The 1,745-nt window shown below is 67.2% G+C and carries 2 protein-coding genes and 1 pseudogene; all 3 read left to right on the top strand.

Features of this window, described 5'->3' with window-relative positions; all coding sequences use genetic code 11:
* Nucleotides 1–536: pseudogene (locus FJ980_RS30595) on the top strand (cobyrinic acid a,c-diamide synthase); the annotation flags it as partial.
* Between the two features lie 3 nt (nt 537–539).
* Nucleotides 540–1,316: an adenosylcobinamide-GDP ribazoletransferase gene (cobS, locus tag FJ980_RS30590; protein ID WP_140516437.1), complete on the top strand. Its 777-nt coding sequence runs from the start codon at nt 540–542 to the stop codon at nt 1,314–1,316.
* Nucleotides 1,317–1,340: 24 nt separating this feature from the next.
* Nucleotides 1,341–1,745: nicotinate-nucleotide--dimethylbenzimidazole phosphoribosyltransferase (locus FJ980_RS30585; protein ID WP_181181361.1), on the top strand; the 405-nt coding region annotated here is incomplete at its 3' end.

The following is a 1,745-nucleotide window of genomic DNA, read 5'->3' as shown; positions in this document are numbered from 1 at the left end:
ATCCGCACGTCGCGGCCTACTGGCGCAAGGCCGGCGCGGAGATCGTTCCGTTCTCGCCGCTCGCGGACGAGGCGCCTGACGACAGCTGCGACGTCTGCTGGCTGCCTGGCGGCTATCCCGAGCTTCACGCCGGCCGTCTCGCCGCCGCTGCGAATTTTCGGAAAGGAACGGCAAGGTTCGCCGGGACGAAGCCCATCCATGGTGAGTGCGGTGGCTTCATGGTGCTTGGCGAAGCTCTGGAAGATGCATCTGGCGAAACGCACAAAATGCTCGGCCTGCTCAGCCATTCAACCAGCTTCGCCAGGCGCAAGATGAACCTCGGCTATCGCGAAGCGCGGCTGCGCGCCGACTGTCCGCTCGGCCCGCGGGGCGCGCTGATCCGCGGGCACGAATTCCATTATGCGCAGATGACGGCGGCCGGCGATGACGAGCCCCTGGCCGACCTCGCCGACGGGCAAGGCAATCCGATCGGCGCCTCGGGCTACCGGCGCGGCCAGGTCAGCGGCACCTTCTTCCATGCCATCGCAAGGGGCTGAGGCATGAAGTTCCCGAAGGTCACCCTTTCGCCCCGGCAAATCCCCAGCGATGTTGCCCTCTGCCTGGTCTTCTTCACCAGGCTGCCCTTGCCCGTCATCGACTTTCGCGGCCGCAGCCTTGCCGCCGCGATCTGGGCCGCCCCGGTCGCCGGCCTCGTCGTCGGCCTGATCGGCGCCATCGTCTTTGCCACGGCGGAACGGTTTGGCCTTGCCATCGGGTCGGCGGCAGCCCTTGCCCTGGTTGCAACCGCGGTCACCACCGGCTGCCTGCACGAGGACGGGCTGTCCGATGTCGCCGACGGTTTTGGCGGCGGCAACACGCGCGGTCGAAAGCTGGAGATCATGCGCGACAGCCGAATCGGCGCCTACGGCGCCATGGCGCTGGCGCTGTCGCTGCTCATCCGCTGGAGCGCGCTGTCGGAATTCGTCGATCCCACACAAGCTCTCTTCGCGCTCCTGGCCGCCCATGCGGCCTCGCGCGGCGTATTCGGCACCTTCATGCATCTCTTGCCCCCGGCGCGCGACGATGGCCTCTCGGCCGGCGCCGGCACCGTCTCGCGGGAAATTGCCCTCGCCGGCGCCGTGCTCGGCGCCATCCCGCTCCTCCTGCTCGGGCTTGGCGGCGCCATCGCGGCGCTTATCCTGCTCGGACTGCTGTTTGCCGCCTTCCACGCGCTTTGCCTCAACCAGATCGGTGGCCAGACCGGCGACACGATCGGCGCTATGCAACAGGTGAGCGAAATCGCGGTGCTGCTCGTCGCTTCCGTAGCCCTTTCCTGACTCTGTTTCGGAGAATTTCCTTCGATGGCTTTCAAATCCCTAGATGAACTGCGCGCTGCTTGCCTCGACCTGCCTGATGGCGATGACGCCGCCGCGAGCGCGGTCGCTCGCCGCCAGGACACGTTGACCAAGCCGCAGGGCAGCCTCGGCCGGCTTGAGTCCATCGCCGCGTGGCTGGCGCGCTGGCAGGGCCGCGACATGCCTAGGCTCGAGCGGGTGAAAGTTTTCGTCTTCGCCGGCAACCACGGCGTTACCGCCCAAGGCGTGTCGGCCTATCCTTCGGAAGTCACGGTGCAGATGGTGGCGAATTTCGCCGGCGGCGGTGCGGCCATCAACCAGCTCGCCCGCATCGCAGGCGCCGAACTCGATGTCATTCCGCTCGATCTTGACCATCCGACCGGCGATTTCACGCAAACGCCGGCGATGGAC

Origin of the sequence: Mesorhizobium sp. B1-1-5 (assembly GCF_006443065.1) — a bacterium.
Classification (GTDB): domain Bacteria; phylum Pseudomonadota; class Alphaproteobacteria; order Rhizobiales; family Rhizobiaceae; genus Mesorhizobium.
This window is presented reverse-complemented; position numbering and strand designations above follow the sequence as displayed.

What these genes read in the sequence shown, in the direction of transcription:
- cobS (WP_140516437.1), top strand. Translation starts at nt 540, where the DNA reads ATGAAGTTCCCGAAGGTCACCCTTTCGCCCCGGCAAATCCCCAGCGAT.